12 protein-coding genes are annotated in these 13728 nt (G+C 40.1%); 5 read left to right on the plus strand and 7 right to left on the minus strand.

Annotation, left to right across the window (positions count from 1 at the left end; translation table 11 throughout):
* Positions 1-221: 221 nt before the first annotated feature.
* Positions 222-872: a hypothetical protein gene (locus F887_RS12055; protein WP_005292770.1), complete on the plus strand. Its 651-nt coding sequence runs from the start codon at positions 222-224 to the stop codon at positions 870-872.
* A gap of 348 nt (positions 873-1220) precedes the next feature.
* Positions 1221-3953 carry a DNA gyrase subunit A gene (gene gyrA / locus F887_RS12050; protein WP_005292771.1) on the plus strand — a complete coding sequence of 911 codons (2733 nt, stop codon included), beginning with the start codon at positions 1221-1223 and terminating at the stop codon, positions 3951-3953.
* A gap of 23 nt (positions 3954-3976) precedes the next feature.
* Here the strand turns inward: gyrA and F887_RS12045 are convergent, their stop codons facing one another.
* The 4 genes from F887_RS12045 to F887_RS12030 are packed head-to-tail and all read right to left on the minus strand — an operon-like array spanning position 3977 to position 8901.
* Entirely contained in the window at positions 3977-5089 is a 1113-nt protein-coding gene (locus tag F887_RS12045; RefSeq protein WP_005292773.1) for an ABC transporter permease, read from the minus strand.
* Entirely contained in the window at positions 5086-6216 is a 1131-nt protein-coding gene (locus F887_RS12040; protein WP_005292775.1) for an ABC transporter permease, read from the minus strand. The genes F887_RS12045 and F887_RS12040 overlap by 4 nt, the downstream gene beginning before the upstream one ends.
* A 3-nt stretch (positions 6217-6219) precedes the next feature.
* Complete coding sequence (locus F887_RS12035) at positions 6220-7392, minus strand: HlyD family secretion protein (RefSeq protein ID WP_005292776.1); 1173 nt, start codon at positions 7390-7392, stop codon at positions 6220-6222.
* 12 nt (positions 7393-7404) lie between these two features.
* Positions 7405-8901, minus strand: coding sequence for a TolC family protein (locus F887_RS12030; protein WP_005292778.1), 1497 nt, complete (start codon positions 8899-8901; stop codon positions 7405-7407).
* 347 nt (positions 8902-9248) lie between these two features.
* Between F887_RS12030 and serC the strand changes: the two genes are divergently transcribed.
* The gene (gene serC / locus F887_RS12025; protein WP_005292780.1) at positions 9249-10328 is read left to right on the plus strand and encodes a 3-phosphoserine/phosphohydroxythreonine transaminase; all 1080 of its coding nucleotides are present in this window, start codon (positions 9249-9251) and stop codon (positions 10326-10328) included.
* A gap of 67 nt (positions 10329-10395) precedes the next feature.
* On the opposite strand, the gene F887_RS18620 is transcribed toward serC, so the two are convergent.
* A complete protein-coding gene (locus tag F887_RS18620) occupies positions 10396-10539 on the minus strand; it encodes a hypothetical protein (RefSeq protein ID WP_005151747.1) in 144 nt (47 codons plus the stop codon).
* 35 nt (positions 10540-10574) lie between these two features.
* A complete protein-coding gene (locus F887_RS12020; RefSeq protein ID WP_005292781.1) occupies positions 10575-11513 on the minus strand; it encodes a hypothetical protein in 939 nt (312 codons plus the stop codon).
* A 233-nt stretch (positions 11514-11746) separates the two neighbouring features.
* Here F887_RS12020 and F887_RS12015 point away from each other — a divergent pair, with 233 nt between their 5' ends.
* Positions 11747-12217 (plus strand): YaiI/YqxD family protein, encoded by a 471-nt coding sequence (locus F887_RS12015; protein WP_005151751.1) that lies wholly within the window; start codon positions 11747-11749, stop codon positions 12215-12217.
* A 7-nt stretch (positions 12218-12224) separates the two neighbouring features.
* Positions 12225-13118 carry a DMT family transporter gene (locus F887_RS12010; RefSeq protein WP_005292782.1) on the plus strand — a complete coding sequence of 298 codons (894 nt, stop codon included), beginning with the start codon at positions 12225-12227 and terminating at the stop codon, positions 13116-13118.
* A 3-nt stretch (positions 13119-13121) separates the two neighbouring features.
* Here F887_RS12010 and F887_RS12005 read toward each other — a convergent pair whose 3' ends face one another.
* Positions 13122-13703, minus strand: a complete 582-nt coding sequence (locus F887_RS12005) for a PilZ domain-containing protein (protein WP_005151758.1) — start codon at positions 13701-13703, stop codon at positions 13122-13124.
* Positions 13704-13728 lie beyond the last annotated feature (25 nt).

The raw sequence follows: 13728 nt of genomic DNA on the forward strand, positions 1-13728 counted from the left end.
TGTTCTGTATCTCGAAAGCTTTCACTTTAATTTTATGAGTCGAGAGAAAAGGCCCGTGAAACAGAGTGTTTTGTTTATAGGACAATGTTGCGTTTAAATAAGTGATTGATTTCAATTTAATTATTTTTTAATTTTTTTAATGAGTAATTTCAATTAAGCTTAAAGTGTACTCACTAGTACACTTTTGCTAAACTTTTGTTTTCGATCGTCTTTGTTGAATCATGAAATTTGATTTCCGTTTTAATATAGTGGCATTGATCCTATTCTCCCTATTATTGATCACTGCTTTTTTGGCAATAGCGAAAGGGCCATTGCTACTGACATGGAATGTGCATCTGATTGAAGATATTCAAGCGCTTGTGCTGTTAGCGTGTGTTCCATTTACGTGGTTCTATATGAAGCCTCAAACACTCACAGAGCAAAAGAAATGGTTCTGGATGTGGGCAATCGCTTGGTGGTTTATGTTTTTTGGGCGCAGTATCAGTTGGGGACGTGATTTCTTCCCAGAAGTTCCTCATATTTACTACCGCGTTATTTCTGTTTTTGTTATCGCTCCAGTCGTTTTGATGCTGTTTTCTTCTCATTTACGCGCTGAGATTGAGTATAAGTTTCACCAAGTGAAGTTTCCATTTTGGTATTTATTGATCGCGATCCTATCTTTATTTTTTGCTGATAGTGTTGAGCATCACCGTTTTATTTATACCTGGCTATTCAGTGATGCCATGAATCAGGACATTGTAGAAGAGTTGTATGAAACGCCTTTTATTTTTGCCTTATTCTTCATGGCATTTTATTTCATGAAGAAAGATCGGGTAAAAGTGGCTGGGTTAGAACAGCTTTCAAATCAAGCCAAGTCGAGTTCCTATTCTTAAATCATTGGATATGGCTCAGCTCAATTTTTGAGGTTGAGCCGAATTAAAATTCGTGCATTAAATTCCTTACTTTTATCTCATCATTTGATGATCTTTTGCCCAAAATGGATGAGAATCTATTTTTATCTGTCGGTCTTGTATTTGATAATTTTAAGTTGTTCATTTATATATAATTTTTATTGTAAAAAAATGCTATTTTTCAAAGTTTAAACTCACAGTTAGTTTGTCCTTTATGCTATAATTTTTCGCTGTATTTTTTATTTTTAGTTCAAGCTCTTGAGCTAAATTTTTGCAAGATTGAAGACATAAAAACAGGTAGAACTCTCTATCTGTAAACAAGGAGTATGCATGAGCGTATCGGAAATCAGACCGATTGCCATTGAGGACGAACTCAAGCATTCATATCTAGATTACGCCATGAGCGTAATTGTATCTCGTGCATTGCCAGATGTTAGAGACGGTCTAAAACCTGTTCATCGTCGCGTTTTATTTGCGATGCACGAATTGGGCAATGATTATAACAAAGCGTACAAAAAGTCTGCTCGTGTTGTCGGGGACGTGATCGGTAAATATCACCCTCATGGTGACAGTGCAGTATACGAAACAATCGTTCGTATGGCGCAGAACTTCAGCTTACGTTATATGTTGGTTGATGGTCAGGGTAACTTCGGTTCTGTTGACGGTGATAGCGCAGCAGCAATGCGTTATACCGAAGTTCGTATGCAAAAGTTAACCCATGAAATTTTGGCAGACTTAGAAAAAGATACTGTTGATTGGGAAGATAACTACGACGGTTCTGAACGTATTCCACAAGTGATGCCGACACGTATTCCAAATCTTTTGATTAATGGTACGACGGGTATTGCGGTCGGTATGGCGACCAATATGGCGCCGCATAACATGACAGAAGTCGTGAATGCATGTTTGGCCTATGCCAATAACCCGAATATTTCTATCGAAGGTTTGATGGAGCATATTACGGGTCCAGATTTCCCTACAGGCGGTATTATTTACGGTAAGTCAGGCATTGTTGATGCCTATCGTACAGGTAAAGGTCGTTTACATATTCGTGGTAAATATCACTTCGAAGAAGACCCGAAAACGGGTCGTACTACGATTGTATTTACTGAAATTCCTTATCAAGTCAACAAGGCAAGAACGATTGAGCGTATTGCCGAGTTAGTCAAAGAAAAGAAACTTGAAGGTATTTCTGAACTGCGTGATGAGTCAGATAAAGACGGTATGCGTATCGCGATCGACTTGAAGCGTGGTGAAAATGCAGAAGTGGCAGTGAATAACTTATTCCTGCATACACAACTACAAAATTCGTTCAGCATCAACATGGTTTGCCTAGACAATGGTCAGCCTAAGTTGATGAACCTGAAAGATATTATTGCGGCATTTATTCGTCATCGCCAAGAAGTAGTGACTCGCCGTACCATGTTCGAATTGCGTAAAGCACGTGAGCGTGGGCATATCTTAGAAGGTTTAACGGTTGCTTTGGCAAATATTGATGCCATTATTGAAACCATTAAAACCTCTGCAAACCCTGCTGAAGCTCGCGAGCGTTTACAGGCAGGTGAGTGGGCAGGCGGTGGCGTGGTTGCATTGCTCGAAAAAGCGGGTGCGATTTCTGTTCGTCCAGATGAGATTGAAGGCGAAGATCCAACACGTCCATTTGGTCTGGCTGGTGATATTTATCGCTTGTCACCTACGCAAGTTGCAGCGATCTTAGAATTACGTTTGCACCGTTTAACGGGTTTAGAACAGGACAAGTTACATGCGGAATATTCTGAAATCTTAGGTCAAATCGCTGAATTAACAGCGATTCTCAATGATTTTAACTTATTGATGAATGTGATCCGTGAAGAGCTTGCTTTAATCTTGCAGCAATATGGTGATGGACGTCGTACAGAAATTGTCGAGTCTGGTGTTGATTTCTGCCGTGAAGATTTGATTCCTGAAGAGCAGGTTGTATTGACTGTTTCTCAAACAGGCTATGCGAAAACTCAACCACTTTCTGATTATCAAGCGCAGCGCCGTGGTGGTCGTGGTAAGTCAGCAACGTCAATGAAAGATGATGACATCATCCAACATTTAATTGTGGCATCCAACCATGCGACGGTCTTATGTTTTACCAATGTGGGTAAAGTGTATCGCTTAAGAGTATTTGAAGTTCCACAAGCATCTCGTGGTGCAAAAGGTCGTCCAATTATTAATTTGCTTCCATTAGATGCAAATGAAACCGTGACCGCAATCTTACCGTTGACAGAATTCCCTGAAAACCATTATGTGTTTATGGCAACTGCATCAGGTACGGTAAAACGTGTTGAATTGAGTCAATTTAGCAACGTTCGTTCAAATGGTCTGCGCGCAATTGAACTGAATGAAGAAGATACGCTTATTGGTGTTGCAATTACCGATGGCCAACAGCAAATCATGCTGTTCTCGAACGAAGGTAAAGCTATTCGTTTTGCTGAAACGGATGTTCGTGCAATGGGACGTACCGCGAAAGGTGTACGTGGTATGCGGGTAAGCTTCGCAAGTAATACTATTGAAGTTGAAGATGCAGACGTTGAAAATGACGATACAGATGACAATGATGATTCATCAGATTCAAATGTTGTTAGCCGCATCGTTTCGCTGGTTGTCGTACCGGTAACGGGTGAAGTGCTTTGTGCTTGTGCCAATGGTTATGGTAAACGTACTCCTGTGGATGATTTCCCAACTAAGAAACGTGGTGGTAAGGGTGTGATTGCAATCAAGACCAGCGAACGTAATGGTGAGCTTGTCGGTGCTGTATCGATTGACGAAAGCAAAGAACTGATGTTGATTTCTGATGGTGGTACATTGGTACGTACGCGTGCTGCTGAAGTTGCAACCACAGGTCGTAATGCACAAGGTGTTCGTTTAATCCGTTTAAGCGATGCTGAAACTCTAGTTGGTGTTGTTTCGATTGAAGCTGTAGAAGATGACGAAGAGTTAGATGCTATAGAAGAAGTGGAAAATACCGAGACGGTTGAGGCTGTAACTTCTGAAGAAGTGGCGATAGAACCAAAAGATGATACGCCAGAAGCGTAAACATTCTCATCAAAAAAAGGAAGCTAATCAGCTTCCTTTTTTATTGGTTCCATCATGACCAAGCGGTAATAAGACAATGCCAGTAAAATGGCAGCTATTGTCGCCAGATAAATCATTTTTGGCATCACAATTGAGGTTGGCACACCCATCTGATTGAGTTGTACAAACATCTGTACGCCATTGGTTGAAGGAAAAATCCAAGCGAAGTATTGCATCCAGTGAGGCATGGCTTCATGTGGCCAGGCGGTGCCTGTCAGCAAAAATAGGGGCACTGAAGTGACCACAATCAAATGACCTACTCGTTCAGGCATATCGACCAGAGAACCGACCAACATCCCTAAGCCGATCAAACAACTGACATAGATCGGCACGGCAAGTAACATGCCCCAGAAGTTGCCTCCATGAGGATATTCATATAACCAAAAGGTAAAACCAAATAAATATAAGCAGCTTAAACAACCCGTAGTAAAAATTGCAGCAAATATCGCCCAAAATTCGACTGGTTTTGCAATCCATCCTTTTTCTCGGTAGCTGGCAATGAGCATCGCGAGTCCAAGCAGAATGGTTTGGTGAACGATTAAACTGGCGACTGCAGGGAAGATATAACTGCCGTAACCTGACATAGTATTAAACAAAGGAATTTGGTGGATCGACAGTTCAGGCTCAAAAGAGGATGCATTGCCGAACTTTTCTAAATGCTCTTTCAGGGTATATTCAATAGAACCTGCTAAACCCACGCCAACTTCTTTGGTGCGAATGAAATAAGCAGTACTCAAATACAGGCCAATTCCGCCCATCTCTCCACGTTTTAAACTATTGGTGAGATTTTCGGGAAGTAACAGAATGCCTTCAGCTTGTTGGTTCTGCACCATACGCTGTGCTTCCAAGAAGTTATCCGTCACAGTGGTAATTTTGATATGAGGACTATTAGACGCTTGGCTAATGATTTTAGAGCTTAGAATGCTTTGTTCTTCATCCACAATGACAATCGGAATATCTTCTGCGGTTTGTGCTTTATAGGCGGTTGGATAGAAGAAGCTATAGACCAATGTTGCTGCAATCAGTGTGGTAAAAACCGAGTTGTTGGCAAATATGTTTTTAAAGGTCTGTAAGTAATAAGCGAAAAATGACTTCATGAACAAAGCTCCTGAGTATTTTTCTTTAACAGGCGCACGCTTAGTACAAAGAACAAGCAGGCAAAAATGATTAAAATGCCAAAAGGAATCATTGAAACATAGAGATCACTGCCAATAATCCACTGTTCAGTTTGTAGTTTGGCATAAGGGGTGTAAGGGATTAGCATTGACCAAAATTGAGTAAATGCAGGCGCATTATTCAAGGGAAGGGTGATACCTGAAAAACTTGGTGATGACCCACCATACAGTGCAATAAAACCGAAAGTCTTAGGTAGGTTTTGTGTGGCAAGAACAACGGTACTGCTGATTACTGCATAAGAAAAATATAATAGAAATTGCGCGAACAAAATCAACGTCAGCGAACCTGCGATAAAATAACCGCGAATATGGGCGAGCCAGAACATCCAACACCACGTCCATGCACAGAAAATAAAGACATAGAGTAGAATTTTGCCGAGTAAGCTGGAAATCACCTGCTTAGAACTGACCCATTCACCGACAGTCTTTCGTTTAAATTCCTGACCTATGGCAAAAGCCACACAGCAACAGAGCAATAAGTGTAAAACTGCTGGTACCATGAAGGGTTCCAGAAACAGTTCATAACTCATACTTGGGTTATACAAAGTTGAGATCTTGATGTGCGGTGTTGGCATATCCAAATAGGGGATGGTATTGGCCAAATAACTCTGCCCCATATATTCAGCCATTCCATTCAAGGTGCTAATCAACATGGCGGAAGAAATGGTATTGCCGATACTAAAAAAAGACTGATTATAGGCAATGCTAATCTGTGCATCTTGCGCTTTGACCAAGCGTTGCTCAGCACCTTCGGGGATCATCACAAAACCCCAAGCATCCGTTTTATTAATCAAGCGTTCAGCTTCATCTTGACTGGCAGTAATGGTTTTTACTTTTAAGGTATGATTGATGCTAAGCGCATGAATCACTTTACGACTCATCTCACTTTGATCTTGGTCAATCACAACGATGGGTAAGTGTTCTGCTTTACCTGCAGAAAACATACTGCCAAAGAGCAAAATCACCAGCAAAGGGGCGATCACCGCCATAAACAGATCAACTTTATGACGTTTTAAATAGCGCAATTCCCGCAGCAAAACTGCAAACATCGCTTATTTTGCCTCTTCAATTTTAAACAGTACGCTCATCCCGACTTTCAAATCTGGGATTGATTGCTCAGGGACTAAATGAAATTTAAAGCTGCGAATATCATAGCCACCTGTCTGGCGCGTAGTTTTAATCGTTGCAAAGTCACCTTCGGCATCAATATTTTTTACTTTGAATGTTTCTTTACGATTGAGTGCAGGAATAAAACCTTCAATGGTTTTCATTTTATAAACAGTGCTATACATGTCTTCGCGGACATTTAAGCTGACCCATAAATCATGGTCTTCAATAATGCTCACCACAGGCACGCCTGTTGCGACTAGTTCGGTTGGTTTGCCGTATGTTTTAGACACAGTCCCGTCTGTAGGTGAATACAGTTTGGTTTCTTCAGTTAATGCATTGGCTTCTTTGACTGCGGCTTGTGCCATGGCAACTTGTGCATCAGCAGTTGATTTTTGTTGCTCGGTACTGCCGCGTTTGGCACGTGCATATTGTTGATAGGTTGCTTCTGCTGTTTCTCGTGCAGAAGTTTGAGCAGCAAGCATTTCGTCACGACGTTGACGTGAAATTACGCCTTGTTGATAAAGCGTTTCACCACGTTTATAAGTGGTTGCTGCCAATTCTGCTTGGGTTTTCATTGCTTGCCAGTTGGCATATAAGGTCTCAATATTTTCTTGTTGAGCACCACGATACACAGTCGAATGGAAGGCAGTCGCACTTTGTAGGGCCGCTTGAGCCTGTTCTTTTTTCGCCTCGAGTTCAGGACTGACAAAACGAACCAGCGCCTGACCTTTCTTGATGCTCTGTCCTTCAGATACATAAAACTCTTCAATACGACTTGGTACTTTGGTGCTGATATGCACCGTTTCTGACTCAACTCGACCTTGTAATTCAATGGCTTGCGGCTGATAAGCTTTCCATAAACCAAAGGCAATCAAACCTAACAGCAAGATCAGAATGATTAAACCAATGATTTTTGCCTTTCCTTTTTTAGGTGGCTCATTGGGGGGAGGAGGTGGTTGCTGTGTATTTGAAGTGCTTGCCTCTGATTTCGATTCATTAAGAATTTGTGTAGATGCCATTTGCTCTTTAGACGATTCAGAAGCTGGTGATTCAGCTGTGTTAACCACTTGATCTTTATCGCGTTCTGAATTGGATGATGATTGGTCTTGGCTCATAAAATTCTCCAATTAACGGATATAGTCAGTACGTGGTTGATTAACATAAAGCTTGAACTCATCAATCGAGCCATAGCTTTGCAATAAAGTCGCTAAAGATAAAATGTATTTATATGAATTAATGGCCATTTCACTTCTTAACGCGCTGAGGGCATTTTGTGCATCAATGACTTGTGTGGCTGTGCCCATGCCTTCTTTAAATGAAAGCTGTTGAATACGTAAGTTCTCTTGTGCGGCTTTGGTATTCTGAGTAAGTAGTTGATGACTGGTTTGCGATGAATTTAATTCGCTATAGGATTTGTACAGTACATTTTCAACTTCTTGCTTAGTGCGTTCAGTCATGAGTTCGGCTGCATACTTTTTAAGTTCGGCCGCACGTATGTTTTTGTTGTTATCAATGCCCGAGAATAAATTGTATTTGGCCATCACACCGACAATCCAATTCTCTTTGCTGTCCAATCCATATTCACCAAATGCAAAAACACTGGGCTTCTTGGCGGATTGTTGAACTTTGACATTTTCATTGGCCAGTTGGGTATCCATTTGCAGCTTTTTAATCAAACTGGAGTTTTGATCGTAGTTTGCAAGGAGTTTATCCAAAGAATGATTTTGGGCATTATTCACAAACAGTGGAGTAGTGAGATTTAAACTTTCTCGTGTTTTTAATAAATTTTGCAGGCTAAACTGACTGGCTTGCAAATTGGATTGAGCATTTTGATAGGTGCGTTCTGCATTATTGCGTGCCACCTCAAATTGCATACGTTGGCCTTTGTTAATAAAGCCTTGTTTTTCTAATTTAAGTGCATTGTTATAGTGTTCTTGCATCGCATTTAAATTAAACAGGCTGGCATTGAGTAACTGTTGTTGTAATTGCACATTAAAATACGATTGAATCATTTCAAAACGTTGTGAATCTTGTTGCTGTTTTTCACTAATGTTTGAGCGTTGCGCCTGAATCGTAGCAATCTGTTTGGCACTGTTAATCTTACCGCCGGTATAAAGTGGCATAACCATTGAAATTGAAGTTCGAACATCATGGTCTTTTACCGTGACATCTAGATTGTTGGGGACTTGATTTAAGCCTTCTTGTACAGTCTGATCAAAACCTTGGCTAACTTGATCAATCACTTCTGGAGGTAGCACATTTCCCCATTGTGACAATTTGTCATCAAAACCTCGCGTGAGGGAGTTTTCAAGCCGACGTTTACTTGATTCTAAAGGCACACTGGTTTCGCTATGAAATGAGTAGGCACGCGCATTTAAGTCGATACGCGGTAAACCCAGATGTTTGACGGCTTCCATTTCGAGTTGCGAAGCTTGTTGTAGTGCTTGCTGTGCTTGTGTGCCATATGCATTTTCTACAACATATTGTTCAGCTTCGGTATAACTAAAGCTTTGCGCAAATAAAGAAGTTGAAAATAGAGCACAGCTGATCAAGCTTATACTTAAGCTTAACTGTTTGGGAAACCGTTTGACCTTAAAACTCGGTCGATCATGTCGTTTCAACATTAGGGTAGGTCGCAATTTAATAATATCCTGAGTTAGTCTAAATTCTTTTTATAAAATTAAAATAATATGTTTTTAATTAAATAGTTATATCACCTGATTTGGTGTAGTGAATTTGTAAAAAGTAGAGTTTTTAATCTAATTAAAATGGGCGAAATGATGGTTTTTGAGCGAATAAATATGAGTGGGTAATTCAACTTAAAATCAATGTAATGACAAAGACATGATTGAAAAATTAGTCCTATTTTCTCAATCAAATTGAAATATTTACTGGATAAGCTGCTGCAAGCTTCGCCAATCTATGGTTAAATTCCCATTCCAATTTGTTCCACTTTAACAAGGGAAAACTCATGCGTGCTTATAATTTCTGCGCTGGTCCTGCTGCATTACCTACGGCTGTTTTAGAAAAAGCTCAACAAGAATTGTTGGATTGGCAAGGTAAGGGTCTGTCGATCATGGAAATGAGTCATCGCAGCAATGATTATGTTGCTGTGGCAGAAAAGGCTGAAGCTGATTTACGTAAGCTCATGAATATTCCTGAGAACTATAAAGTCTTGTTTTTACAAGGTGGTGCATCCTTGCAATTCTCAGCGATTCCACTCAACTTGCTGGGTAAAAATAACAAGGCAGATTATATCCATACGGGTATTTGGTCTGAGAAAGCACTAAAAGAAGCAAAACGCTACGGTGATATTAATATCGTTGAAGCGGGTACTTTAATTGATGGCAAACATGCGATTACTGAACAAAGCAGCTGGAATCTTTCAGCTGATGCTGCCTATGTGCATTATGCAGATAATGAAACGATTGGTGGCTTACAATTCGCAGGGATTCCAGAAGTAAACGCACCATTGGTCTGCGATTATTCATCTAGTATTTTGTCTGCACCTTTAGATGTGAGCAAGTTTGGTCTGATTTATGCGGGTGCGCAAAAGAATATTGGTCCAGCAGGCTTAACTATTGTCATTATTCGTGATGATTTGTTAGACCAAGCAAAACCTGAAATTCCGAGCATCTTAAAATATGCTGATCAAGCCAAGAATGGTTCAATGGTGAATACGCCTGCAACCTATGCTTGGTATTTGTCTGGTTTGGTGTTTGAGTGGTTGCTTGAGCAGGGTGGGGTAGATGCAATCTACAAAATGAACCAAGAGAAGGCGAAACTTCTTTATGGTTATATTGATTCAAGCGACTTTTATAACAACCCAATTGCTGTTCCAAATCGTTCAATGATGAATGTACCGTTTACACTTGCAGATGAAGCACTTGAAAAGACCTTCTTAAAAGAAGCAGAACAAAACCATTTGTTAAATTTAGCGGGTCACCGTTCTGTAGGCGGTATGCGTGCAAGTATTTACAATGCCGTTCCTTTAGCGGGTGTGCAAGCGCTGGTTGACTTTATGGATGAGTTTGCAAAACGTCATGGTTAAGCATAGTTAAAATAAAAGCCCTCAACATTGAGGGCTTTTATTTGTGAATAGGGTAGTGGTCAAAAATTTAAAAAAAGCCAATTTGATGAAACATGAGTGCTGCTAAAAACATACCAAGTAAAAAAAAGCAAAAAGCACCAACATCAAGTTTAAGACCTTGATCACTCGAGTGAATCAGACTGGTGGTCGTTTGTTCTGGTATAATTTTCATTAGAACGCCTAAAATGCCATTTATGTGATTTTTTGTCACTTATGTGCAGTTTTAGCATAAATATTCGCCTGAATCCATAGGTTACCGCGAATATATTGGCCAATGTTAAAGTTTTTATACAATTCATTCTTGGTTGCAATACGAATCAGGATTGCAGGTAAATCATCTTCTAATACCAGTGTCACATCATAAAGGGTATATTCTTCCTGCATAAACTGCATTGAAGTTTTGCCTACGATATTACCTTGAAACCAAGCTTCGTCTTCTTGACCTAATGTTTCACCAAATAAATAGGCCACCATTTTAGAAAAGTCGACAGTGACAGGTTCTTGATCTTCTGGCGTTTTTGGTTGCCAGTCATTAATCAATTCTTGTAAATTATCTGGAGCAATTCCATTATGTTCGGACAAAATCGCATTTAATGCGCGGTGATGTTTAATTGAAACAGGGTCATCAACGATGATTTTCTCATCTGCTGAAACCGTCTCTAATTCATATGCCCAAGCATTAAATTGAACTTGATAGGTTTGATTTTTGTCATATTGACAGCTATTTACACTGAATAAATTATCGAAGGCATAAATAATGGTATTTTTATTTAAGTTCAGACGTAATACTGCTTGAGTTGAAGAATCACAGGTAATAATTCGCTCGATTTGTGCATCATATTTATATGGGCTATCAAAACTTGGAAATGCTGTTTTTAATGCACGTGGTTTTTGATCTTCAACCGCAATAATTTGATTGATCGAAACAGCTTCACCACTCGGACCTTGAATCAGCCAAAAGGATTGATCCATTTCATGTTCATCTTGGCAGAGGCCCATCGGCATTACAGGAGCATCAAGCGCCAATCCTAACCATTTGGGAACATCCGTTTCGGGAGTATCTGTCAATAAGTTCCAATGCTCGACATGATTACCGAAATTTTGATCTTGAATTTTAATGATTTCTGGACTGTTTTGATTTTTCATAAAGCGTAATGCTAAAAAGGTTGAACTTACTCTATTAAATCGAGGGTAACTGTCATATTTCAAGTCTGAATCTGTAATTCTCTACAATTAATTTAGTTTTTAGTTCGAAATATCAATATGCTGCCCCAAGCGTGCTGAACTGAAACTGTCAATGCGAATAGTTGGATGATGTTCACTCTACTTTTCCAGTAATCTGTTACACTATATTTTTACTTTCATGAGCTTTTGCCAACGTGCTGCCATTTAAATTGTGGGTAGATGCTGATGCTTTGCCTAAAATTTTACGTGAAGTTATTCTACGCGCATCTGATCGTTATCAACTTGAAGTTATTTTTGTTGCCAATCAAAATGTGGGTATTACGCCGTCACTGCGGATTAAATCAATTCAGGTGATGAGTGGTGCAGATAAGGCCGACCAAGAAATTGTAGATCGAATGCAAGAAAATGACATTGTCATTACACAAGATATACCGCTTGCAGCACAAGTGATTGAAAAGGGTGGCATTGCGATTCATCCACGTGGCGAGATTTATACCACTGCAAATGTGAAAGCACGTCTGCATTTGCGCGACTTCATGGATACTTTACGGGGTGCAGGTGTACAAACAGGTGGGCCTCCTCCAATCTCTGAGCGAGATAAGCGAGAGTTTTCAAGTTCACTGGATCAGACCATTTTAAAACAGAAACGTAAAACAGCTTCTTGAGTTGAATATGCCATCACGTATTAACTTAATATTCACTTATGGATTATTGGTATTCATTTGGGCAACCACGCCTTTAGCCATTGTGTGGAGTGTTTCTGATTTACATCCCATGTGGGCATTGTTGATTCGTTTTTTTATTGCCTTGCCTTTAGCTGCAACAGTTTTATTGCTGTTAAAAGTAAAATTCCCAACACATAAAATTGCACTATTAAGCTATGCTGCGGGCTCATTAAGTCTGATCGGTTCGCAAATCTTTACCTATGCGGCAACGGCTTATCTCAGTTCGGGATTGATTGCGTTGATGTTTGGTTTGGCACCCATTATGGCAGGCTTGATTGGTCGATTTGGCTTCCAGCAAAAATTAGCGGGCTTACAGTGGTTTGGCATGGCGACATCCATTGTCGGATTAGCGATGATCTGTCTCAGTGGCAGTCAGAAACATGTGCAACCGCTGGGTATTGTTTTAATGCTGATCAGTGTTTTTTCATACTCACTCTCAATCTTTCTGGTGAAAAAGATTAATGCAGATCTACCTGTAATGGCACAAGCGACAGGTTCAATCCTCGTTTCTACCATATTGGCAAGTCTATTATTGCCGTGGATTTGGCAATATGCACCGACTCATATGCCCTCTGCTAAATCGTTATTGGCATTGACCTATACCATTGTGATGGCATCTCTGATTGCGATGTTTTGTTACTTTAAACTGGTGCAAAATCTTCAAGCTACAACCTTGTCATTAACCACAGTAATGACACCTATGCTGGCAATCTTGATTGGGGCATACCTGAACCACGAGCAATTGTCAGTTCAGGTATTTGTTGGGGCAAGCATTATTCTCTTTGGTTTATTTCTCTATTTCTTTAGAGACTTACGTGCATATCGTCGATTAAAAGTATAAGACTTAAGTGGTCTCAGGCTGCTGGCTTTGTTGAACGCTGGCTGCCAATTTTGCACGATCTTGCGGGTTCAAGGTGATGAAATAGGCGCCGATACGGAACTTACCTTGTTCTTCTGCACTACTGTGTGCCACTTGGGCGGTCGCTGCAATATGGAAGAAGTTTTCAGGGTGGCTCAAGGTAATATGAATATAAGTGCCTTCATTAATATCTTGAGTGCTAAAGAAGCTTAATCCATTCTCCGAAAAGTTTACCTGTTCAGGCACTGGCAACAATGATTGCACGATATTGTCGTAAAAAGACCCTGTAATCAGATTCAATTTCTGGTTAAAAAGGGATAAGATGCGAGCAATTTGTTGATCTTTTTCATTTAATTGTTCTAATTCGTAGCGAAACGCGTGATCAAATTGATCTAATTCTGCAAGTAGTAGAAAATAGCGCGGTAATACGAAATGAGAGTCATAAGGATCATTCAGCGCAACATCATCTGGAATGATTTGATAGTTGATTCTCAACACGGCATCAATACGAGACATCACTCGACGTTCAGTGTTGTCGTCAACAAGATGATGTTGTGAATTTTCCATAATAAATCACCTCGGACTAGATGGT

Source organism: Acinetobacter sp. NIPH 2100, from assembly GCF_000369805.1.
Taxonomy (GTDB): domain Bacteria; phylum Pseudomonadota; class Gammaproteobacteria; order Pseudomonadales; family Moraxellaceae; genus Acinetobacter.

Excerpts from the sequence above, each read along its gene's own strand:
- F887_RS12005 (WP_005151758.1), bottom strand. The coding sequence starts at position 13,703 with ATGGAAAATTCACAACATCATCTTGTTGACGACAACACTGAACGTCGA.
- F887_RS12055 (WP_005292770.1), top strand. The coding sequence starts at position 222 with ATGAAATTTGATTTCCGTTTTAATATAGTGGCATTGATCCTATTCTCC.
- gyrA (WP_005292771.1), top strand. The coding sequence starts at position 1,221 with ATGAGCGTATCGGAAATCAGACCGATTGCCATTGAGGACGAACTCAAG.
- F887_RS12020 (WP_005292781.1), bottom strand. The coding sequence starts at position 11,513 with ATGAAAAATCAAAACAGTCCAGAAATCATTAAAATTCAAGATCAAAAT.
- F887_RS12035 (WP_005292776.1), bottom strand. The coding sequence starts at position 7,392 with ATGAGCCAAGACCAATCATCATCCAATTCAGAACGCGATAAAGATCAA.
- F887_RS12045 (WP_005292773.1), bottom strand. The coding sequence starts at position 5,089 with ATGAAGTCATTTTTCGCTTATTACTTACAGACCTTTAAAAACATATTT.
- F887_RS12030 (WP_005292778.1), bottom strand. The coding sequence starts at position 8,901 with ATGTTGAAACGACATGATCGACCGAGTTTTAAGGTCAAACGGTTTCCC.
- serC (WP_005292780.1), top strand. The coding sequence starts at position 9,249 with ATGCGTGCTTATAATTTCTGCGCTGGTCCTGCTGCATTACCTACGGCT.
- F887_RS18620 (WP_005151747.1), bottom strand. The coding sequence starts at position 10,539 with ATGAAAATTATACCAGAACAAACGACCACCAGTCTGATTCACTCGAGT.
- F887_RS12040 (WP_005292775.1), bottom strand. The coding sequence starts at position 6,216 with ATGTTTGCAGTTTTGCTGCGGGAATTGCGCTATTTAAAACGTCATAAA.
- F887_RS12010 (WP_005292782.1), top strand. The coding sequence starts at position 12,225 with ATGCCATCACGTATTAACTTAATATTCACTTATGGATTATTGGTATTC.